This window comes from Amycolatopsis orientalis DSM 40040 = KCTC 9412, from assembly GCF_000478275.1.
GTDB lineage: Bacteria > Actinomycetota > Actinomycetes > Mycobacteriales > Pseudonocardiaceae > Amycolatopsis > Amycolatopsis orientalis.
On record NZ_ASJB01000043.1, the window covers coordinates 186,362 to 207,626 of the forward strand.

General features: G+C 68.8%; 16 protein-coding genes. 7 read left to right on the forward strand and 9 right to left on the reverse strand.

Annotated elements, in window-relative coordinates:
- Positions 1-92: 92 nt before the first annotated feature.
- On the reverse strand, positions 93-3,821 hold the full coding sequence (locus L324_RS12765) for a multifunctional oxoglutarate decarboxylase/oxoglutarate dehydrogenase thiamine pyrophosphate-binding subunit/dihydrolipoyllysine-residue succinyltransferase subunit (protein ID WP_081736308.1): 3,729 nt from the start codon (positions 3,819-3,821) through the stop codon (positions 93-95).
- A gap of 373 nt (positions 3,822-4,194) precedes the next feature.
- On the opposite strand from L324_RS12765, the gene L324_RS12770 reads away from it, so the two are divergent.
- The gene (locus L324_RS12770; RefSeq protein ID WP_037306656.1) at positions 4,195-4,461 is read left to right on the forward strand and encodes a hypothetical protein; all 267 of its coding nucleotides are present in this window, start codon (positions 4,195-4,197) and stop codon (positions 4,459-4,461) included.
- A 36-nt stretch (positions 4,462-4,497) separates the two neighbouring features.
- Here L324_RS12770 and L324_RS12775 read toward each other — a convergent pair whose 3' ends face one another.
- From L324_RS12775 to ald, 5 genes are all read right to left on the reverse strand, one after another.
- Positions 4,498-5,070: a DUF4291 domain-containing protein gene (locus tag L324_RS12775; protein ID WP_037306658.1), complete on the reverse strand. Its 573-nt coding sequence runs from the start codon at positions 5,068-5,070 to the stop codon at positions 4,498-4,500.
- Positions 5,071-5,172: 102 nt separating this feature from the next.
- On the reverse strand, positions 5,173-8,898 hold the full coding sequence (locus L324_RS12780) for an ABC transporter ATP-binding protein (RefSeq protein WP_152546813.1): 3,726 nt from the start codon (positions 8,896-8,898) through the stop codon (positions 5,173-5,175).
- Positions 8,899-9,022: 124 nt separating this feature from the next.
- Positions 9,023-9,907 carry an ABC-2 transporter permease gene (locus L324_RS12785; protein WP_037306660.1) on the reverse strand — a complete coding sequence of 295 codons (885 nt, stop codon included), beginning with the start codon at positions 9,905-9,907 and terminating at the stop codon, positions 9,023-9,025.
- Positions 9,907-11,103 carry an ABC transporter ATP-binding protein gene (locus L324_RS12790; RefSeq protein WP_037306662.1) on the reverse strand — a complete coding sequence of 399 codons (1,197 nt, stop codon included), beginning with the start codon at positions 11,101-11,103 and terminating at the stop codon, positions 9,907-9,909. The genes L324_RS12785 and L324_RS12790 overlap by 1 nt, the downstream gene beginning before the upstream one ends.
- 716 nt (positions 11,104-11,819) lie before the next feature.
- Positions 11,820-12,935 carry an alanine dehydrogenase gene (gene ald, locus L324_RS12795; protein WP_037306664.1) on the reverse strand — a complete coding sequence of 372 codons (1,116 nt, stop codon included), beginning with the start codon at positions 12,933-12,935 and terminating at the stop codon, positions 11,820-11,822.
- A gap of 162 nt (positions 12,936-13,097) precedes the next feature.
- Between ald and L324_RS12800 the strand changes: the two genes are divergently transcribed.
- The 3 genes from L324_RS12800 (at position 13,098) to L324_RS12810 (ending at position 14,803) form a co-directional block, all read left to right on the forward strand.
- Complete coding sequence (locus L324_RS12800) at positions 13,098-14,039, forward strand: zinc-binding dehydrogenase (RefSeq protein ID WP_037306667.1); 942 nt, start codon at positions 13,098-13,100, stop codon at positions 14,037-14,039.
- Positions 14,039-14,458, forward strand: a complete 420-nt coding sequence (locus tag L324_RS12805; protein WP_037306669.1) for a pyridoxamine 5'-phosphate oxidase family protein — start codon at positions 14,039-14,041, stop codon at positions 14,456-14,458. The genes L324_RS12800 and L324_RS12805 overlap by 1 nt, the downstream gene beginning before the upstream one ends.
- 117 nt (positions 14,459-14,575) lie before the next feature.
- Positions 14,576-14,803, forward strand: coding sequence for a hypothetical protein (locus L324_RS12810; RefSeq protein WP_007033850.1), 228 nt, complete (start codon positions 14,576-14,578; stop codon positions 14,801-14,803).
- A gap of 121 nt (positions 14,804-14,924) precedes the next feature.
- On the opposite strand, the gene L324_RS12815 is transcribed toward L324_RS12810, so the two are convergent.
- Positions 14,925-16,478 (reverse strand): PucR family transcriptional regulator, encoded by a 1,554-nt coding sequence (locus tag L324_RS12815; protein WP_037306673.1) that lies wholly within the window; start codon positions 16,476-16,478, stop codon positions 14,925-14,927.
- 160 nt (positions 16,479-16,638) lie between these two features.
- Here L324_RS12815 and L324_RS12820 point away from each other — a divergent pair, with 160 nt between their 5' ends.
- Positions 16,639-17,940 carry a bifunctional o-acetylhomoserine/o-acetylserine sulfhydrylase gene (locus L324_RS12820; protein ID WP_037306675.1) on the forward strand — a complete coding sequence of 434 codons (1,302 nt, stop codon included), beginning with the start codon at positions 16,639-16,641 and terminating at the stop codon, positions 17,938-17,940.
- Complete coding sequence (metX, locus tag L324_RS12825) at positions 17,937-19,070, forward strand: homoserine O-acetyltransferase MetX (protein ID WP_037306677.1); 1,134 nt, start codon at positions 17,937-17,939, stop codon at positions 19,068-19,070. The genes L324_RS12820 and metX overlap by 4 nt, the downstream gene beginning before the upstream one ends.
- A 36-nt stretch (positions 19,071-19,106) precedes the next feature.
- On the opposite strand, the gene L324_RS12830 is transcribed toward metX, so the two are convergent.
- Both L324_RS12830 and L324_RS12835 read right to left on the reverse strand, forming a co-directional pair.
- Positions 19,107-19,604, reverse strand: coding sequence for a hypothetical protein (locus L324_RS12830; protein ID WP_037306679.1), 498 nt, complete (start codon positions 19,602-19,604; stop codon positions 19,107-19,109).
- 57 nt (positions 19,605-19,661) lie between these two features.
- On the reverse strand, positions 19,662-20,252 hold the full coding sequence (locus L324_RS12835) for an SACE_7040 family transcriptional regulator (protein WP_037306681.1): 591 nt from the start codon (positions 20,250-20,252) through the stop codon (positions 19,662-19,664).
- Between the two features lie 151 nt (positions 20,253-20,403).
- Between L324_RS12835 and L324_RS12840 the strand changes: the two genes are divergently transcribed.
- Positions 20,404-21,213, forward strand: a complete 810-nt coding sequence (locus L324_RS12840) for an SGNH/GDSL hydrolase family protein (protein WP_051173872.1) — start codon at positions 20,404-20,406, stop codon at positions 21,211-21,213.
- Positions 21,214-21,265 lie beyond the last annotated feature (52 nt).

Consider the following 21,265-nt stretch of genomic DNA (forward strand, 5'->3'; position numbering starts at 1 on the left):
ACGCTTTCCCCGCATCAGACGCAGCGAAAGGGCCCTTCACCGCGTGGGATGCGGTGAAGGGCCCTTTCAGCTCACGTCAGGCGATCAGTGGCTCAGTCGAAGGCCCGAGCGATCAGCGCCTTCTGCTCGACCTCGTGCACCTTGGACGAACCGGCCGACGGCGCCGCCATCGGGCGCCGCGAGACGACGTCCAGGCCGGAGAACACCTCCGGGAGCTTCCGCGGCAGGTTCAGGCCGAAGAACGGCCACGCACCCTGGTTCTCCGGCTCCTCCTGGACCCAGACCGCGGGAGCGCCGTTGTAGCGCTCGAGCGCCGCCAGCAGCTTCTTCTTCGGCAGCGGGTAGTACTGCTCGACGCGCACGATCGCGATGTCGTTCGCCTCGCGCTTCGCCCGCTCGGCCACCAGTTCCCAGTACAGCTTGCCCGACGTCAGCAGGACCTTGCGCACCTTCGACGGGTCGACGACGGCGTCGTCGATGACCGACATGAACTTCGACTGGCCGGTGAAGTCCTCGACCGCCGAAGTCGCCGCCTTGTTGCGCAGCATCGACTTGGGAGTGAAGACCACCAGCGGCCGGTTGACTCCGTCGAGCGCGTGACGGCGGAGGAGGTGGAAGTAGTTCGCCGGGGTGGAGGGCACGGCGACGGTCATGGAGCCTTCGGCGCACAGCGAGAGGAAGCGCTCGATGCGGCCGGAGGTGTGGTCCGGGCCCTGGCCCTCGTGACCGTGCGGCAGCAGCAGCACGACGTCCGACAGCTGGCCCCACTTGGCCTCGCCGGAGGAGATGTACTCGTCGATGACGGTCTGCGCGCCGTTGACGAAGTCACCGAACTGCGCTTCCCACATGACCAGCGCTTCGGAGTTGGCCACGGAGTAGCCGTATTCGAAGCCGACCGCCGCGTACTCGGACAGCGCCGAGTCGTAGATCATGACGCGGCCCTGGCCCTCGGCCAGGCTGGCCAGCGGCGAGTACTCCTGGCCGGTCTTGCGGTCGATCAGCACCGAGTGGCGCTGGGTGAAGGTGCCGCGGCGGGAGTCCTGGCCGGACAGGCGCACGAGGCGGCCTTCCATGGCCAGCGAGCCGAAGGCGAGCAGTTCGCCGAAGGCCCAGTCGATGCCGCCTTCGCGGGACATCTTGTGGCGGCGTTCCATGACCGGCTTGACCCGCGGGTGCGGGGTGAAGCCCTCGGGCACGTTGAGGAACGCGTCACCGATGTGCTCGATGACCTCGGTGGTGGTGGCGGTGGGCACCTTGGCCGGGACCTGCTGCTCTTCTTCGACCGAGGGGCTGGCCTTCGCCGGGTGCTTCTCCAGCTCGCGGACCTCGTTGAAGACGTGCTCCAGCTGGCTGGAGAAGTCGCGCAACGCGGCTTCGGCCTCTTCGACGGAGATGTCGCCGCGGCCGATCAGCGATTCGGTGTAGGTCTTCCGGACCGAACGCTTCGTGTCGATGATGTCGTACATCGCCGGCTGCGTCATCGAAGGGTCGTCGCCCTCGTTGTGGCCGCGGCGGCGGTAGCAGATCAGATCGATCACGACGTCCTTGTGGAACGCCTGGCGGTAGTCGACGGCCAGCTTGGCCACCCAGTGCGCGGCCTCGGGGTCGTCGCCGTTCACGTGGAAGATCGGCGAGCCGATCATCTTCGCGACGTCGGTGGCGTACTGGCTCGAGCGCGAGTGCTCGGGCGCGGTGGTGAAGCCGACCTGGTTGTTGACGATGACGTGCACGGTGCCGCCGGTGCGGTACCCGCGCAGCAGCGCCAGGTTCAGGGTCTCGGCCACGACGCCCTGGCCGGCGAAGGCCGCGTCGCCGTGCATGAGGACGGGGAGGACGGTGAAGCCCTCGCCGCCCTTGTCGAGGATGTCCTGCTTCGCGCGGACGATGCCCTCGAGGACCGGGTCGACGGTCTCCAGGTGCGACGGGTTCGCGGTCAGCGACACCTTGGTCTCGCCGTCGCCGAACATGCGGAAGTACTTGCCCTCGGCACCGAGGTGGTACTTCACGTCACCGGAGCCGTGCGCCTGGCCCGGGTCGAGGTTGCCCTCGAACTCCTGGAAGATCTGCGCGATCGGCTTGCCGACGATGTTCGCGAGCACGTTCAGGCGGCCGCGGTGCGGCATGCCGATGACGACCTCGTCGAGTTCGTGCTCGGCGGCCTTGTCCAGCAGCGTGTCCAGCAGCGGGATCGCGGTCTCGCCGCCTTCGAGGGAGAACCGCTTCTGGCCGACGTATTTGGTCTGCAGGAAGGTCTCGAACGCCTCGGCGGCGTTGAGCTTGGAGAGCACGTACTTCTGGACGGCGGGGTCCGGCTTCTCGTGCGGGATCTCGACGCGGTCCTGGATCCAGCGGCGCTCTTCGGGGTCGAGGATGTGCGTGTACTCGATGCCCACGGTGCGGCAGTAGGAGTTGCGCAGCACCCCGAGGATGTCCCGCAGCTTCATCCGCTCCTGGCCGGCGAAGCCGCCGACCGGGAACTCGCGGTCCAGGTCCCACAGGGTCAGGCCGTGGGAGAGGACGTCGAGGTCGGCGTGGCTGCGCTGCCGGTAGTTCAGCGGGTCGGTGTCGGCCATCAGGTGACCGCGCATGCGGAAGGCGTCGATCAGCTCGATCACGCGCGCGGTCTTGTCGACCGGGCCGTCCGGGATGTCGGCGACCCAGCGGATCGGCTCGTACGGCAGGCGCAGGCTGGTGAAGACGTCGTCGTAGAAGCCGTCCTCGCCCAGCAGCAGCTCGTGGATGCGCTTGAGGAACTCGCCAGACTCCGCGCCCTGGATGATGCGGTGGTCATAGGTCGAGGTCAGCGTCATGATCTTCGACACGCCGAGGTCGACCAGGGCCTTCTCGCTGGTGCCCTCGAAATGCGCCGGGTACTGCATGGCGCCGACGCCGATGATCGCGCCCTGACCGGCCTGCAGTCGCGGCACCGAGTGGTTGGTGCCGATGCCGCCGGGGTTGGTCAGCGAGATCGTGGTGCCGGCGAAGTCGTCGGCGGTCAGCTTGCCGGTGCGGGCCTTCTTGACGATGTCCTCGTAGGCCTGCCAGAACTGCATGAAGGTCATGTTCTCGGTGGCCTTGATGGAGGCCACGACGAGCGTGCGGGAGCCTTCCTTGCCCTTCATGTCGATCGCGAGACCGAAGTTCACGTGCTCCGGCGTGATCGCGAACGGCTTCCCGTCGATCAGCTGGTAGTGCCGGTTCATGTTCGGGAAGTCCTTCAGCGCACGGACCATCGCGTAACCGATGAGGTGCGTGAAGGAGATCTTGCCGCCGCGCGTGCGCTTGAGGTGGTTGTTGATGACGATGCGGTTGTCGGCCATCAACTTCGCCGGAACGGCGCGCACACTCGTCGCCGTCGGCACCGACAGCGAGGCGTCCATGTTCTTCGCGATCGCGGCCGCGGCGCCACGGAGCTGCTTCGACTCCGGCTCGGCGTCCTTCTCGGCCGGCTTGGCGGGAGCCTTCGCCGGGGCCTTCGCGGGGGCCGCCTTGGGCGCGGCCGCCTTCGCTTCGGTCTTCGGGGCCGGCTTCGCGGGCGCCTTGGTCTCCGTCTTCGGAGCGGTCTGCTTCGCGGTGGACTCGGCGTTGCGGACCGTCTGCGGCGACGGCGTGGAGGCCTGGCCGTTGGTGCCCGGGCCATCCTTGACGGTCTGACGTGCGTCGTCAGCCTTCGTCTGCGCGGCCTGCGTTGGCTTGAAGTCCGCGAAGAAGTCGTGCCAGGCGGCATCGACTGAGGTGGGGTCGGCGAGGAACTGGTCGTACATTTCCTCGACGACCCACTCGTTGGGGCCGAATTGTGACGCAGGGCTGCTGCTGGACACGGCTTGGACTCGCCTCTATCCGTCTCGAGATCTTGAACACCGCTGATGCGCCTACCAGGCTAACCCCCTCGGTGGCGGCCGTGTGATGGAACTGGCCTGTGTGAGGCGTGGCGCACTAGGTGATGGGTCACTGACTCGATCAAGAGATCGAAAACAGGCCACGCGGGGGAAGGGGTCGCGGCCACTCGGGGGAGCGGGGGACCTTTGCTGTCGCTGTCGATATCTGTGCAGGTCAGGTCACTGTTTTGTCGGGTAAGCTTGGTGAAGTGGTCGTGCCAGGACAGCCTGGAGTTCACGTCGGCGGGCTTTGCTGGCTGGAGGATGCGGCCGGTGTCGTGCCGGTCGCCGGTCGCCCGCGAGGTGGTGGCAGCCGATGTGGCTGGACGAGTGTCCGTCGTTCTGGGACGAGGGGCGCGTGCGCCCGTTGGTCACCGAATCCGGCAAGGTCGTGCTGATGTGCGACTCGTGCTGCGCGGTGTGGCCGACGCTCTCCGACTTCAAGGAGATGGAGCACGTCGAGCCCGACGAGCCGGACTGGGCGGTGACGGCCGGGGTCCACGTCCGGCCGGGGACCTTCCGGTGGGCGTCGGAGCGGGACCTGGAGGACGCCGGGATGAGCGGTCTCGCCTGGCGGTCCTGAGGGTTTCCGCATTCAGAGCCCTGCGCATTCAGAGGACTAAACGCTGGGGTACGGACGTTCCGCGGGCAGCAGCGCTTCGGCCTCGTCGATGCGGTTCGCGGCGACGAGCGCGCCGATGTCGCGCATGGTCGTGGTGACGTCGGTGACCGCGGTGATCCATTTGTCGACATAGCGATCGACGGCTTCGCCGCTCAGCCCCATCTGGAGCGAGCGGTGCTTCAGCGGACCGAGCCGGATGCCGCGTTCCGGGTCCCATTGGACGCGGACTGGGCTGGTCTTGACCTGGCGGCGCCACGTCTCCCGGTCGGGGTGGACGTCCGGGTCGTAGTGGCTGAGCGCCGCGTGTTCGAGCGCCCAGGCGAAACCCTCGCGAGTGATGTCGAGGGCGAGTACGCGTTCCTGGCCGGGCTTGGCCGCCCAGCCGCAGCGGTACGCCATCCACAGGAAGGACGGCTTGATCCAGGTCATCCGTTCGCGTTTGAACGGCGGCGCGAACGTGCCCGCTTTCAGCGCCGCGTCGGCGATGGCCGGTGAATACGCCTGGTAGACGCGGATCGTGGTTTCGGTGTGGACGGCGCGGATCTGCCGCGCCGGGATCTCTTCGTTCATTTGCCGTGATGCTGACACGCGTGGGTGTTCGCGCGCGACCGAAATTCCCTTGCCCGCCGGGCGATGCCCCGCATTCAGAGGACTGAATGCGGGGCATCGTTGTCAGCCCAGGGACCACAGGCGCGCGTAGTGGCCGTCCGCGGCCAGGAGTTCGCTGTGCGTGCCCTGTTCGATGATCCGGCCGTGGTCCAGGACCACGATCCGGTCGGCCTTGGCGGCGGTGGCGAGGCGGTGCGCGACGACGAACGTCGTGCGGCGGCGCGCGAGTTGTTCCGTGGCACGCAGGACGGCGGCTTCGGTGGACGGGTCGAGGGCCGCGGTCGCCTCGTCGAGCAGGAGGACGTCCGGGTCCACGAGTTCGGCGCGGGCGAGGGCGACGAGTTGCCGCTGTCCGGCCGAAAGCGACCGTCCGCGTTCGCCGACGGGCTGGTGGAAACCGGCAGGGAGGGCGGCGACCCCGTCGAGCGCGCCGACCGACCGGACCGCTTCCTCGACCTCCGCGTCCGTCGCGGTGGGCCTGCCGTAGCGCACGTTGTCCGCGACGGTCCCCGAGAACAGATGCGCTTCCTGTGGCACCACGCCCATCCGCGCGCGCAGCGCGGCCAGGTCGTACTCGCGGATGTCGGTCCCGTCGATCCGGACCACGCCGCCGGTCGCGTCATAGAACCGCGCGACGAGCTTCACCGCCGTCGACTTCCCGGCGCCCGTCGCGCCGACCAAGGCGACCGTCTCCCCGGCCGAAACCTCCAGCGAAAGCCCGGTCAAGGCGGGCTCGTCCGTCGCGGTGTAAGCGAAGTCGACGTCCTTGAAGGAGACCTCACCCCGCAGTCGTTCCGGGACCGCGACCGGGTTTTCCGCTTCGGGGACGGAAGTCGGCGTGCGCAACAGATCGCCGATGCGCGTCAGGCCGACCCGCGCCTGCTGGTAGCCGTCGAAAACCGAAGACAGCTGCTGGATCGGCGAGAAGAACTGGCCCAGGTACAGCAGGAACGCCACCAGCACACCGGCCGACAGGGTGCCCGCCGCGACCCGGTTCGCGCCGACGATCAGCACCACGACCTCGGCCAGTCCGGAAAGCATTGCCGCGAAAGGGAAATACGTCGCGACATAGCGTTGCGCGCGGAGCCGGGAACGCCGGTACTCGTCACTGCGGGAGGCGAACTTCTCCGCCGTCCGCTCCTCGCGGGTGTACGCCTGCGCGACCCGCAGCCCGCTCACGTTCTCCTGCATGTCCGCGTTGACCACGCTGACGCGTTCGCGAGCTTCGGTGTACGCCTTCGAGGAGGCGCGGCGGAAGATCACCGTCGCCACGATGAGGATCGGGAGCACCGCGAGCGCATACGCGGCCAGGCCGATGTCGGTGATCATCAGCGCCGCCGCGATGCCGACCAGCGTCAGCGCGCTCACCACGGCCTGTGCCACGCCGGTCTGCAGGAACGTCGACAGCGCGTCGACGTCGGTCGTCATCCGGGTCATGATCTTGCCGGACAGTTCGCGTTCGTAGAAGTCGAGCCCTAGTCGTTGCAGATGGGCGTAACTGCGTACGCGCAACGAATACAGCACCGTCTCGCCGACCCGTGCCGTCATCCTGGTCTGGAGGTAGACCACCAGCCAGTCCACGAGGATCACCAACGCGCCGATGCCGGCGGCCAGCCAGATCACCGCCTCCGCCCCGGCGCGGACGCCGTTGTCGATGCCGTGCTGGTACAGCGCGGGCATCGCGATGGTGGCCAGCGCGTCGGCGGCGACCAGCCCGATCACCACGGCGAGCGGGCCGCGCACCGGTTTCAGCAGGCGGGCGAGGCGGAACTTCGGCTCGGGCGCGGTGACATCCGTGCCCGGCAGCCGCGGAGTGTCCGTGGCGGGCGGCAGCTTCCGGACACCTTCGAGGAGTTCGCCGCTCGGCGGCAGGTCGACGTCCCATTCGCCGCCGGAGCCCTTCCGCCGCTCGCCCGCCAGCTCGTCGGCGTCCTCCTGCCGTGGCCACAGGGCGGGGGTGATCCCGGCGGGGCCGCAGTCGAGACCCTCGCAGCGATGCGGCTCCTCGACGTCGTCGCCCGGACCCGCGACGAGTTCGCGGAACAGCGGGCACCGCGCCAGCAGCTCCTCCTCCGTGCCGACGTCGACGACGCGGCCCTTGTCCAGCACGGCGATCCGGTCGGCGAGGGCGAGGGTGGAACGGCGGTGCGCGATCAGCAGGGTCGTCCGGCTCTCGGTGACCGATCGCAGCGTGTCGTGGATCGCCGCTTCGGTGACCGTGTCGATGGCCGAGGTCGCGTCGTCGAGGACCAGCACACGCGGATCGGTCATCAGCGCCCGAGCGAGGCCGAGCCGCTGCCGCTGACCGCCCGACAACGTCAGGCCGCGCTCGCCGACGAGCGTGTCGTAGCCGTCGGGGAGCCGCTGGATGAACTCGTCCGCTTCCGCCGCCCGCGCGGCCGCCCGGATCTCTTCGTCGCTCGCGTCCGGCCTGCCATAGGCGATGTTGTCGCGCACGGACGAGGAGAACAGGAACGCCTCCTCGAAGACCACGCCGATGACGCTGCGCAGATCCCGCTGCCGGACGTCGCGGACGTCGAGCTCACCTACCTGCACGGAACCGCTGTGCACGTCGTAGAACCGGGGCAGCAGCAGGGAGATCGTCGACTTGCCCGAACCGGCGGTGCCGACCAGCGCGAGCGTTTCGCCCGGCCGGGCTTCCAGCGTGAGGCCGTCGAGCACGGGATCCGACCGCGTGTAGCCGAAGGAGACGTCCTCCAGCCGGACACCGAGCGGGCCCTCGGGCAAGGGGCGCGCGTCCGGGCTGTCGACGACGTCCGGCTGCGCGTCGATCAGTTCGTTGACCCGTTCCGCGCCCGCCCTGGTCAGCTGGGCCTGGACGACGAGGCTGGAGATCATCCTGGCCGGGCCGATCAGGATGGAGAGGTAGGTCGCGAACGCCAGGAAGGTGCCGAGGCTGATCTCGCCCTTCAGCGCGAGTACGCCGCCGACCGCCAGCACCGCGACCTGACCCGCCGCGGGCAGCGCGGCCGTCGTGGCCGTCGGCAGGGAGGACAGCCGTGCCGCGCGCATACGTTCGGCGAAGAGCTTCTTCGCCGTGTTCTCCAACTTCGCGACTTCGCGCGCTTCCTGACCGAAGCCCTTCACGACGCGTACGCCGGTGACGGTCTCCTCGACCTGCTGCGCGACATCGGCCGCGCGTTGCTGCGCCGCCCACGTCGCGGGGAACAGCCGCTTCCGGCTCACCGCCATGATGATCGCGATCGCGGGAGCGACCACCATCGCGATCAAGGTCAGCGTCGGGGACATCCACAGCATCGCGCCCAGCGACAGCAGCGCGAAGATCACCGACCCCGCCGACAGCGGCACCTGCATCAGGACCGACGTGACCAGCTGCAGATCCGAGATCGCGCGCGAGGCGACCTGGCCGGTGCGCAACGCGTCCTGCTTGCCGCCGTCGAGCCGGGAGACCGCGTTGAACACCTGGCGGCGCAGATCGTGCTGCACGTCCAGGGCCAGCCGTCCGCCGACGTACCGGCGGGCGAAGGCGTTGCCGAAGGTCAGCACCTGCACCACCGCCATCACGGCGGCGAGCAGGCCGAGGCGGGAGGTTTCGCCCGCGACTGCGTCGTCGAGCGCTTCGCGGATCAGCAGAGGACCGGCGGCCTGGAGGCCGACGCCGATGATCGCCGCGCCCAGCGACAGCACGACCAGCCAGGGGTGTTTCCAGCACGAAGCGGCCAACCGCCGGATCCAGCCTCCGGTGGGTACCGGGGCCGTCTCACGAGCAGGGCTGGCTTGACGCGGGCGAGGTGGAGCAGTGGTCACCCCGCCAGCCTAGGCGGCGGTACCGACAACCCCGGCCGGTTCGCGCAGGGCCGAACGCCATGAAAGGTCCTTTCCTTGCAAATTTTGCAAGGAAAGGACCTTTCATGGCGCGTGTGGCTGCGACTTACGTGATGTCCTTCTTCTGGTTCACGGCCCATCCGGCGAGGAAGAAGATCATCGTCCAGCCGAAGAAGATGAGCGCGGACGCCCACCACGAGAACGCGCCGGGGGCGCCCGCCGCGTACTGCAGCGCCCACGCCGTCTCGTCCTGCAGACCCGGCACCTTGACGCCGGCGGCGCCGAAGGCTTCCGCACCGATGGCGCCCACGATGCCGTTGACCGTGCCGTTCGGCAGCACCCCGCCGAGCCACGTGATGTCCCACGCGCCGAACGAGACGAACACCAGGACGTTCTCGACGACGAGCATCCAGATCGTCAGCGTGATGATGCTTCCGATCACACTGCGCCACACGGCGCCGACACCGATGCCGAACAGGGTCGCCAGGATCGTCGCGAGCACGCCCGCGCCGAGCACGCCCAGCCACTGGCCCGCGGTCGGGAGGCGCTCGCTGTCGACCGTGATCACGGTCCCGAGGCTCGCCGCGGCCACGATGATGACGCCGTAGATCGCGCCCCAGGCCACGTAGGTGATCATCTTCGCGCTCAGCGCCGAAACCCGGTTCGGGGCGGTGAGGAACGTCGTGGTGATCGTCTTCTTCGTGTACTCACCGGCGAGCGCGAAGACCCCGAAGATGATCGGGATCATCGTGCCGATGTTGATGCCGTGCCCGAGCGCGAGCAGCCCGACCGGCAGTTCGCCGGTCGAGATCCCGAGCGCTTCGGTCAGCTCACGGGTGTCGGAGCGGCCGAGGAAGTCGCTGAAGTCGTTGGTGACCATGCCCCAGAACAGGGCGAACGCGAACGCGAAGACCACCGCGGGGATCATCAGCGCCCACCACGCCTTGAGCGTGAGCGTCTTGCGGAACTCCGCCTTGATCAGGTTGCCCATCAGCCCTGGCCTCCCCAGCCCTCGTTCTGACCCTGCTGCTGCGCCTGCTGAGGGGGCGCCTGCTGGTACTGCTGTTGCTGGGGCTGCTGGCCCTGCTGGAACTGCTGCTGTTGCTGCTGCGGCGGCGCGAACCCCGGCGGCGGCGTGTTCGGCGGCGCGAACCCGGGCGGCGGGGTGTTCTGCGGGGCATAACCCGGCGGCGGACCCTGGTAACCGGGCGGCGGGCCCTGGTAACCCGGGGGCGGACCCTGGTAGCCCGGCGGCGGGCCCTGCATGCCGGGCTGAGGCGCGGCGTACTGCCCTTGGGTCAGCTGGAAGAACATCCGCTCCAGATCCGCGGTCTCCTCCTGCATGCCGTAGACGGCGATGCTCGCCTTGGCGGAGATGTCACCGATCTGCTGCACCGTCGCACCGGACACCGCGACGCGCCCGTCCGGCATCGGCGAGACCTGCGTGATGCCCGCTTCCTGCATCGCCGCGACCAGCCCGCTCGCGTCGGCGGACTGCACCAGCACGCGGGACTGGTTGCTCTTGCGCAACTGGTCCAGCGAGCCGTTGTAGCGCGTCATGCCCTGGCTGATGATCACGACCTGGTCGATCGTCTGCTCCACCTCGTTCAGCAGGTGGCTCGAGACCAGCACCGTGCGCCCTTCACGCGCGTAGGCGCGAAGGAAGTTCCGAAGCCACAGGATGCCTTCGGGGTCGAGACCGTTCGTGGGCTCGTCCAGCACCAGCACCTGCGGATTCCCCAGCAACGCCGTCGCCAGCGCCAGCCGCTGCCGCATACCGAGCGAGAACCCGCCCGCCTTGCGGTCCGCCGCCGACGACAGGCCGACCAGGCCGAGGACCTCGTCCACCCGCTGATCCGGCATCCCGATCGCCGCGGAGTACACGCGCAGGTGATTCCGCGCGGTGCGTCCAGGGTGGAAGCCCTCGTTCTCCAGCACCGAGCCGACGACCCTCGCCGGATTACCCAGCTGGTCGTGCGGGCGCCCGTTGATGGTCGCCGTGCCGTTCGTGGGCGTCACCAGCCCGAGCAGCATCCGGAGCGTCGTGGTCTTCCCGGCCCCGTTGGGCCCCAGGAAGCCGGTCACCGAACCAGGCTCCACGGTGAAGCTCAGATTCTGGACCGCGTTGACCGCACCGAACTGCTTGCTCAGATTCTGCACCGCGATGCGGCCACTGCCGTCGTGCATACCGTCCCCTTTTGTTGACGAAGGCCGATCACGCGACATCCTGCCGTACGCGGTGAGTCCGCACCCGCGGAAGGGGTCAATCCGCCGAAAGCGACCTTCATCACGTTCGATGCGGTGACGACTCCGTCCCCCAGCGCAGCCGCCGCTGGGCCGAACGGCCGCTGACTACCGGTTTTAGGTCGAAGAGCGCGGAAGTTCACCGACTGACGCGGCAGTCTGTGAAGAAATAATTCGAACGACATGGCAACCCCATGCAGCGCGACGGCGACTTATTACCTACGATGTAGGAGGCGGCCCGCTCCCAGTGACCCCCAGGCTGGTTGAGCGGGCCGCCCTCAGCCCCTGTGCCCCACCTTGGTTGACGCTGGCGCGTCTGCCCCGAGGTGGGGCTTCGTCGTATCTCCCGGGGGCCGAGCCCCCGGAGCCCCGACGGTGCGTCCGCCTGCGGTCTCGAGTGGGTTGGCTTCGGGCGCAGGGGGCCCTTGCCGGTCGGAAGTGGGTGGCGTCGGGCGCAGAGCGCCCTGGCCCAGTGAGTGGTGGGACCGGAGTGCGTGTAGGTCTCGTGGGCCAGGAGTGCGGGTAGGTCTTGTGGGTGCTGGGCTCGTGAGTGGTAATGACGGTTCTAACCGTCATTACCACTCACGAGAAAAGGAGCGAGGGACCTTTGCACTGGGGTGGCAAAGGCCCCTCGCGTGGGAGTGTGGCTTCGGTGGGGATCAGGCCAGGACGGTGGCCAGGTCCGTGGCGGGCAGATCGTGCGCGGCCGCGACCGGGGCGTTGGTCAGGGCGCCCGCGTGCGTGTTGAGGCCCTTCGCCAGCGAAGCGTCGGCTTGCAGCGCCTTCTGCCAGCCGTGCTCCGCCAGCTGGACGGCGTACGGCAGCGTCACGTTGGTCAGCCCGTAGGTCGACGTACGCGGGACAGCGCCCGGCATGTTCGCGACGCAGTAGAACACCGACTCGTGGACCTTGTAGGTCGGCTCGTCGTGCGTGGTCGGCCGCGAGTCGGCGAAACAGCCGCCCTGGTCGATCGCGATGTCCACCAGCACGCTGCCGGGACGCATCCGCGAAACGAGCTCGTTCGAGACGAGCTTCGGCGCCTTCGCGCCCGGCACGAGCACCGCGCCGATGACCATGTCGGCCTCGAGGACGGCCTGCTCGACCGACAGCGCGTTCGAGGTCACCGTGCGGATGCGGCCGCCGAAGTCGTTGTCGATCTGGCGGAGACGGTCGACGTTGGTGTCGAGGATCTCGACATCCGAGCCGAGGCCGAGCGCGACCCGCGCCGCGTTGAGGCCGGCGACACCGCCGCCGATCACGACCACGCGCGCCGGGTGGACACCCGGGATGCCACCGGGCAGCACACCACGGCCACCGCTCGGCTTCATCAGGGAGAACGCGCCCACCTGCGGCGCCAGCCGCCCGGCGACCTCCGACATCGGCGCGAGCAGCGGCAGCGCGCGGTTCGGGGTCTGCACCGTCTCGTACGCGATCGCGGTGGTGCCCGCGGCCAGCAGCGCGTCGGTCAGCGGCCGGTCGGCGGCGATGTGCAGGTAGGTGAACAGCACCTGGTCGCCGCGCAGCCGCGGGTACTCCTCGGCGATCGGCTCCTTGACCTTGAGCACGAGTTCGCCCTCGGACCAGGTCTCCTCCGCCGTGGCGAGGACCTTCGCGCCCGCGGCGACGTACTCCTCGTCGGTGATGGACGATCCGAGGCCGGCGCCGGTCTCGACGAAGACGTCGTGGCCGCGCCCGGTCAGTTCGTGCACGCCCGCCGGGGTGAGCGCCACCCGGTATTCGTGCCTCTTGATTTCACGGGGGACGGCGATACGCACTGGATGCCTCCTGCGGCGGTTAACTAGAAGGTGCTGCCACTCACGGTGATGCACCCGGACGGCGGTGTCATCGTGTGCGGACGACAATCTGAAGAACCGATCGTGGTTCTCCCGGCACAGGCGCTTGACCTCCAGTCAGCTGGAGCTTGCACCTTGGGTCACATGAGAGCCGTGTGGTTGAAAGAGTTCGGCGGGCCCGAAGTACTCGTCGCGGGCGAGGCCCCCGATCCGGTGCCCGCAGCGGGCCAGGTGCTGATCGAGGTGGCTTACGCCAACATCACGTTCGTCGAGACGCAGTTCCGGGCGGGTGGCGGCGGGCCGTTCCGCGCCGAGTTGCCGATGATCCCGGGCAACGGCGTCGGCGGCGTGATCAGCTCCGTCGGCGAGGGGACCGACCTCGCGCTGGTCGGCAAACGCGTCGTGACGTCGACCGGAGGCTCCGGGGGGTACGCACAGCGCGTCGCCGTCGCGGCCGAGTCCGTCTTCGAGGTTCCGGACGGCCTGGCACTGGACGCGGCGGTGGCGATCCTCGCCGACGGCCGCACGGCGACGGCGCTCGTGACCGCCGCGCGGATCCGGCCAGGGGAGCGTGTGCTGGTCGAGGCCGCGGCCGGGGGTGTCGGCGGGCTCGTCGTCCAGCTCGCCAAGGCGGCGGGGGCGGAGGTCGTCGGCGCGGCGGGCGGTCCGGCGAAGGTCGAGCACGTCCGTGAGCGCGGAGCCGATCTGGCGATCGACTACCGGGAGCCGGACTGGGCGGCGAAGGCGGGCGAGGTCGATGTCGTGTTCGACGGGGTCGGGGGTGAGGTCGGGACGGCGTCGTTCGGGTTGCTGAAGCCCGGCGGGCGGATGTTGATCTACGGACTGTCCAGCGGAGCGTGGACCGAGGTGTCCGAAGAGGACGCCGCCGCGCGCGGTGTCACCGTGATCCGGGGGCTCGGCGGGCCGTCGGAGATGCGGGCCTTCACCGAGTCCGCCCTTGCCGAAGCCGCCGCGGGACGGCTGGAACCCGTGATCGGCCAACGGTTCCCGCTCGAACGGGCGGCGGACGCGCAGGCGGCGATGCAGTCGCGGGGCACGGTCGGCAAGACGTTGCTCGAGATCTGATGTTCGACGTCGACGAATTCCTCGCCGGTCCGCTGACGGCGAGGGTCGCCACGGCCGGGCCGACGGTGCGCCCGACCTGGTATCTCTGGGAGGACCGGGCGTTCTGGATCCTCACCGGACCCTGGGCGCGGCTGGCCGGTCTTGTCCGCGAGTCGCCGTCGATCGCGCTCACGGTCGACGTCTGTGACGTCGGAACCGGCCTGGTGAGGCAGGTGCTCGCGCGAGGCGAAGCGGAGGTGCTGCCGTTCGACGTCCCCCGTGGACAGCGGCTGCTCAGCCGGTATCTCGGGCCGGACGAGGGCAAATGGGATGCGCGTTTCCGTTCCTACCTGCACGATGATCCTGAGGTGAAAGGGACCGTCTGGATCCGGATGGTGCCGAAGCGATTCGTCGCCGACGACCTCGGTTATCGGGTTTGACGTACGGCTGCGTTCGCTGGGGGTGGACGCGGCCGTGCAACCTGCGGATCGGTAAATGCAGCACGATCGAGTCAAGATGTTGATCTTACTGGCCGGTAAGCTGCCATTCTGTTGCGCATGACAAATCAGGACTGGCGGCGGGAGCGGCGTGTCCGCACCGTCGACACCGAAGGCAATCCGGCCGATGTCATCGTTGGCCTGGTCGAAACTCCGGGGCACGGCTACGAAGCCGCGCTCCGGGTCGACGGCGGACCCGGTGTGCTTTTGCCGCTTTACCCCGGTGCGGATCTGCTCGCCGCGGTACGTCAGACCATCGAGGACGGATATCGCGCCAGCGCGCACTAGCCGCCGGATGTCAGGAAAGGGTCTTTCACGACGATATAAGTCCTGAAAGACCCTTTCCTGACGTCTGCACACGATTTTGTCGAACTACAAAGTGTTCGTTATCGCGCAGTTTGTAGTGGAATCAACTCCACCGCAGGGAAACGAGCTGAGTGATCAACGCCAGCCGGACGTCGGGATCGTCGAGATCCAGCGGGACGAGGTCGAGCAGCCGTCGCATGCGGTACCGCAGGGTGTTGGGATGGATCCGGAGTTCCTTCGCGGCCGCGCGCGGGTCGCCGGGGTAGCGGAGCCATTGGTAGAGCGTGTCGACGTAGCCGCTCTCGTGGGCTTCGTCGTGTGCGCGCAGCAGACCGAGCGGACCGAGTTCGGCGACCTTCGCCGTACTCGCCGCCGTCGCCCCGCGATGCAGCGAAAGGGCCGTCCACGCCTCGTCGAAGGCGACGACGCGGCCGGGGACGAGCTTGGCGCGGAGCAGGCCCAACGCCTCGTCGGCCTGCGCGCGCGACGTCGCGAGGTCGCCGATCTCGCAGGCCGAGCCCGCGGCCGCCCGCGGTGTCCCGCCCCTCCTCGACGACGGCAGGGCTTCGAGCGCGGCCCGGAGTTCGCCCCAGCCGTCGCCGTCCGGGACGACGGCGTAGAGGACGCCGCCGAGTTCGGTGGCCACCGGCCGCCTGCCGACGCCCTGCGAAATCCGTTCGAGGAGGGCGAGCCGCAGCCCTTCGTCGTCGCGGCCGTCACCGCCGGAGACCTCGATGACGACGACGCGGTGCGGCTCCTCGGAGAGGTCGAGTTCGGCGATCGCCTTGCGCGGGCTGGCCTTCCCTTCGAGCACCGCACGCAGGAGTTCGGCCGAGACCCGGCGTTGCGAATCGGTGTGCGCGCGGCGGCGCAGCAGGTGCAGCGCGACGACGGGGGCCGCGTCGGCGAAGGCGGCCGCGCGTTCGTCGGAGACCGGGCCCGCGACGACCGCCCACATCGAGCCCAGCAGTTCCCCGCCCATCCGGATCGGCACGATGAGCCGCGGCAGCGTGCCGTCGCGCTGCGCGGGCACGAAGATCGTTTGCCGCCCACGGGAAAGTTCGCGGAACACCCCTCGCGAGCGGAACCGCGCGAGTACGTCGTCGGGGATGCGGCGGCCCATGATCGTGGACACGCGCGCCGAGTCGGTCAGATCCTGCCGGGCCGAGTAGGCGAGGACCCGTGAGTTGGTGTCCTCGATGGTGACGGGCGCGTCGACGACGGAAGCGACCGCGTCGGCGAGCCGGAAGAGATCGCCCGAACCGGGGCCGCCGCCGTCCTCCAGTGCGTCGGACTCGTCGGCGAGCGCGTCGAGGACGGTCCTGAGCAGCCAGACGAGCTGAGCCCACGAAGCCGCCGAGCGGACTTCGATCAACGCGATGTCCGCCGCCTTCGCCGCCCGTTTCACTGACGGTTTCGCCGCGAGCGGAGGTTTCAGCAGCACCGCGGCAGCGCCTTTCGACGCGCTGAGCTTGACGAGTTCCGCCGCGTCCGGGGTCTCCGTGATCGCGACGCCGAGGACGAGGTCGCCCGCGGCGAGCGTGTTGCCGGGTTCGGCGATGACGACGTCGCCGACGGCGGGGGACTCTTCGGGCACCTGGAGGGCGTGCAGCAGGGTCGGACCCACTCGATCGACCACGCTCCGCACGGAAACCATGGGGCGATTGTCCAGCAGGTGGGACCGCCGCACACCTCAGACCTCGCTATCCGCTCTTCAGGAACGGAATCCCACCTCCTGAGAGTGCTTGGGTGCTCCGTCCGGCGGAGCTAGCTTCGGTCACAACAGCCGAAACCCTTGAGCCGCTAGGAGAATCGCGATGAGCGCGGACGGATGGTCGTTCGAGACCAAGCAGATCCACGCGGGCGCGGCGCCGGACACCGCCACCGGCGCGCGGGCCACCCCGATCTACCAGACCACCTCGTACGTGTTCCGCGATACCCAGCACGGTGCCGACCTGTTCAGCCTCGCCGAGCCGGGCAACATCTACACCCGGATCAACAACCCCACGCAGGACGTCCTCGAGCAGCGCGTCGCCGCACTCGAAGGCGGTGTCGCGGCGCTGGCGTTCGCCTCCGGGTCCGCGGCGACGACGGCGGCCATCCTCAACCTCGCGAACGCGGGTGACCACTTCGTCTCCAGCCCGTCGCTCTACGGCGGTACCTACAATCTCTTCCACTACACGCTGCCGAAACTCGGCATCGAGGTCTCGTTCGTCGAGGACCAGGACGACATCGAGCAGTGGAAGGCCGCCGTCCGGCCCAACACCAAGCTGTTCTTCGCCGAGACGCTGGCCAACCCGGGCAGCAACGTCCTCGACATCCGCGCGGTCGCCGACGCCGCGCATGAGTCCGGCGTCCCGCTGGTGGTGGACAACACCGTGCCGACGCCGTATCTCGTCCGCCCGATCGAGCACGGCGCCGACATCGTGGTCCACTCGGCGACCAAGTACCTCGGCGGCCACGGCACCACGGTCGCCGGCGTGCTGGTCGACGGCGGGACCTTCGACTTCGGCAAGGATCCCGCGCGTTTCCCCGGTTTCACCGAGGCCGATCCGAGCTATCACGGCCTCAAGTACTGGGAGGCGCTCGGACCCGGCGCGTACGCGGCCAAGGCCAGGGTGCAGATCCTGCGTGACACCGGCGCCGCGATCGCGCCGCTGAACAGTTTCCTGATCCTGCAAGGGATCGAGACGCTGTCGCTGCGGCTGGAGCGGCACGTGTCCAACGCGCAGGCGCTGGCCGAATGGCTGGAGCAGCGCGACGAGGTCGAGAAGGTGTACTACGCCGGACTGCCGTCGAGCCCGTATCACGAGGCGGCGAAGAAGTACCTGCCGAAGGGGGCGGGCGCTGTCCTGTCCTTCGACCTGCGCGGCGGTGCCGACGCCGGACGGGCCTTTGTGGACGGTACGGAACTGCACAGTCAGCTGGTCAACATCGGCGATGTCCGCAGCCTGATCGTGCACCCGGCCTCGACGACGCACAGCCAGCTCGCCCCGGAGGAGCAGCTGGCGAGCGGGGTCACGCCCGGGCTCGTGCGGCTCGCCGTCGGACTGGAAGGGATCGAGGACCTCAAGGCCGACCTCGAGGCCGGATTCCGGGCGGCCAAGGCGGCTCTGTGACCCAGGCTCCCGATCTCCCTCCCGTCACCGGTGCGTGGCGGGAGGGAGATCCGCCTGGGCGGCGCCGGTTCGTCACCGGCGTCCAGATGCTCGAAACCGGGCCGGAACTGCGTTTCACCCTCGCCTACGAGACTTGGGGAACACTGAATTCCCGTGCCTCCAACGCGATCCTCGTCGAACACGCGTTGACCGGGGACAGTCACGCGGTCGGGCCGGCGGAGGAAGGTCACGTCAGCCCCGGCTGGTGGGACGGCCTGATCGGACCGGGCAAGGCGATCGACACGGACGAATTCTTCGTGGTGGTCCCGAACGTCCTCGGTGGCTGCCAGGGCTCGACCGGGCCGTCGTCGCGGCATCCGGACGGAAAGGCATGGGGCAGCAGGTTTCCCGCCGTGACCGTCCGGGATCAGGTGGCGGCCGAGGTCGTCCTCGCCGACGCGCTGGGCATCGGCCGGTGGGCCGCGGTGCTCGGCGGTTCCATGGGCGGGATGCGCGCGCTGGAATGGGCGGTGAGCACCCCGGACCGGGTCGAGGCCCTGCTCGTCCTCGCTTCGACGGCGCAGGCTTCGGCCGACCAGATCGCCTGGGCCGCACCGCAACTGCACGCCATCCGCGCCGATCCGGGCTGGCACGGCGGCGACTACCACGACCTCCCCGGCGGCGGCCCGCACGTCGGGCTGGGTATCGCGCGCCGGATCGCGCACGTCACCTATCGCAGTGAAGGTGAGCTGTCGCAACGGTTCGGCCGCCGGTACCAGGAGGAAGAGGATCCACTGCACGGCGGCCGGTTCGCCGTCGAGTCCTATTTGGACCATCATGCCGGGAAACTGTCCCGCCGGTTCGACGCCGGCAGCTACGTGGTGCTCACCGAATCGATGAACACCCACGACGTCGGCCGCGGACGCGGCGGCGTCGCGAACGCGCTCGCCAGGGTCACCGCGCGCACGATCGCCGCCGGAGTCGACAGCGACCGGCTCTACCCGCTCTACCACTCGCGGGCGATCGCGGACGGGGTCGCCGGGGCGGACTTCGCCGTCATCGGCTCGCCCTACGGACACGACTCGTTCCTGATCGAGACCGAGCAGATCGCGCGGTTGGTAAAGGGGCTCGTGAGTGGTAATGACGGTTAGAACCGTCATTACCACTCACGAGGCTCAGGGCGTGGCCTAGTCGGCGACGGCGTCCGAGATCCAGGGCGCCACCGGCAGATCCCGGTCGAGGCATTCCACCGAAAGCCGGATCGTCCAGCGCAGGGCCTGCAGCACCAGGCTGTCGACCTCGTCCGGGGCGGCGTTGGCGAGCGCGATCTCGACCTGCTCCTGCGCGGCTTCGCTGTTGCCGTGCACCTCGGCCAGCAGCGTGCGCACGGCCGTCCGGACGGGAGGGTCGGCCTGGTCGATGGAGACCTCTTCGCCGTCCTCGTCGAACACCTGGACCTTGACCGGGGCACTTCCTCCATCACCCAGCGTCGACACCATGGCGCTGCATTCGCCGAACAGCATCATCACGAGTTCTTTGGTCTCTTCGGAGCGGGCCTTCGGCTCGACGGCGGTCGGCGTGAGCTCGTCGAGCGCCTCGGCGTCGTCCCCGAGGCTGATCGCCACGAGCGCACGCTGCGCCTTCTCGACGAGCCTCCGCTCGTACTCGCTCCTGTCCGGCTCCACGTGCCTATCAAACACCAGAGAACGGAAAAGTGGCGACAGGCCGAAACCCGGACGGGGTCACTTGGCCGAGCGCAGCGCACCGAGCGCGAGACGGCAGAGCATTTCGGCGAGTTCGCTGTCACCGAGATGGCGGTTGTACGGCGTCGAGTTGATCAACCCGAAGACCGCGTGCGCCGCCGACCGTGCCTGCCGCTCGCCGATGCCGGGGACGGCGTCGCTGATCGCGCGCACCCACACCTCGACGTACTGCCGTTGCATGGCGCGGACCTGCTTGCGGTCGGCGTCGGTGAGGTTGGCGAGGTTGCGCTCCTGGACGGTGATCAACGCGGGATGCGCGAGCGCGAAGTCCACATGAAAATGCACCAGTGCTTCGAGAACCTCGCCCGGCTCGTCCCGCTGGCTCGCCCTCGCCGTCCCGCCGTCGAGGAGATAGCGGCTGATCGAGTTCAGCATCTCCCCGAGAATCGCGTCCTTGCTGCGGAAATGCCGGTACAGCGCCGGCCCGGAGATGCCGACGGCCGCGCCGATGTCGTCGATGCCGACGCCGTGGAAACCGTGGTGGGCGAAGAGCTCGGCGGCGGCGGCCATGATCTGTTCGCGCCTGTTCGCCTTCTCGCCGTTCACGAGTGGGGTGGGGTTCGCCGGCATCTGGCCATATTAAGGCCGCGTGTTAGCGAGCGCTAACACGCGGCCGTACTTCCAGCCTGGGCCAAGCGGGTTACCTGGGGAAATGACCCTTTTGCGTGGAGCTACCACCTGGTAATGCTGTGTCTCGTTAACTTGTCACGAAGGAGTGACCATGGCCGTCCCTGCTCGGATCAAAGCTCTTTCCTTCACTCGTTCAATCGCGGCCCTGGGGGTCGCCGTCCTTGCCACCTTCGGTCTTGCCGGTACCGCGCAAGCCGCCACCAACTACGTCGCGCTCGGCGACTCGTACTCGTCCGGCGTCGGTGCCGGCAGCTACGGGAGCTCGGGTGACTGCATGCGCAGCGCCAACGCCTATCCCCAGCTGTGGGCCAACGCCCACGCCGGGACCACCTTCAAGTTCGTCGCGTGCTCGGGGGCTCGCACCGGCGACGTCCTCAACCAGATCGCGAACGTCACCTCCAGCGCCACGCTGGTGACGGTCTCGGTCGGCGGCAACGACGCCGGTTTCGCCGACGTCATGACCACCTGCACCACCAGCAGTGACCAGACCTGCGTCAACCGGGTCAACACCGCGAAGACCTACGTGAACAACACGCTTCCCGGGCTGCTGGACAACGTCTACAGCAAGATCAGGTCGAAGGCGCCCAGCGCGAAGCTGGTCGTCCTCGGGTACCCGCGCTTCTACACGGTGCCGGGTTCGTGCTCGGTCGGGCTGAGCGACACGAAGCGCACGGCGATCAACTCGGGTTCCGACGCGCTGGCGTCGGTGCTCTCGGCCCGTGCGTCCGCGAACGGCGCGAAGTTCGTCGACGTGCGCGGTGCCTTCACCGGGCACAACATCTGCTCGTCGGCCGACGACTACCTGCACAGCCTCACCTGGCCGATCGTCAACTCGTACCACCCGACCGTCGCCGGCCAGCGCGGCGGCTACTACAACACGCTGGTCTCCGCGATCGGCTGATTTTCCGTAGCGAGGGCTGAAGGGGCCCTTCACCGCATGTCACGCGGTGAAG